At 24.5% G+C, this 552-nt stretch carries 1 protein-coding gene; it reads left to right on the top strand.

The window, feature by feature from the left end; all coding sequences use genetic code 11:
* Positions 1-24 precede the first annotated feature (24 nt).
* Positions 25-552, top strand: a 528-nt coding sequence (locus AMN99_RS05535) for a deoxyribodipyrimidine photo-lyase (protein ID WP_143323947.1), incomplete at its 3' end; no start/stop codon positions are given.

Here is a 552-nt window from a genome sequence, read left to right as displayed (position 1 = left end):
AATTCTTTAAGTCTCCATTTTAAGATGAAAAAAATACTTTGGTTCAGACATGATTTAAGAATTGAAGACAATGAAGCTTTCAACAAAGCTTGTAATGATGGAGAAGTGTTACCAATATTTATTTATGATGAAGATTATTGGAAATTAGAAACATCTAGTTCATTTCATTTAAATTTTACTAAAGAAAGCTTAGAAGAATTAAATAATGAACTGATAATTAAATATAATTCTAAAATTTCTATATTTTATGGAAACACAATTGAAATTTTAAATAAATTAATAAACCAATTTAAAATTACAGATATTTTTACTAACCAAATATTTAGAAATAAATACATACTAGATTTAGATCAAAGATGCTCTGAGCTCTTTGTTGAAAAAGGAGTTAATTGGCACCAATTACAACAATTTGGAATTCAACTTGAAAATAGAAAAAGAAATTATTGGGCTAATCAGTGGAATAAATTTATAGATAACGGACCACAAACGATTAAAGCTAATTGTAAATTTTTAACCACAGAAACATCACCTATTGAAGTCAAAACTAATCAG

The organism is Candidatus Pelagibacter communis (assembly GCF_001180225.1).
In the GTDB taxonomy this organism is placed as follows: domain Bacteria; phylum Pseudomonadota; class Alphaproteobacteria; order Pelagibacterales; family Pelagibacteraceae; genus Pelagibacter; species Pelagibacter ubique_D.
The sequence above is the reverse complement of the archived record's forward strand: the minus strand, read 5'-3'. Positions and strand labels throughout refer to the sequence as shown.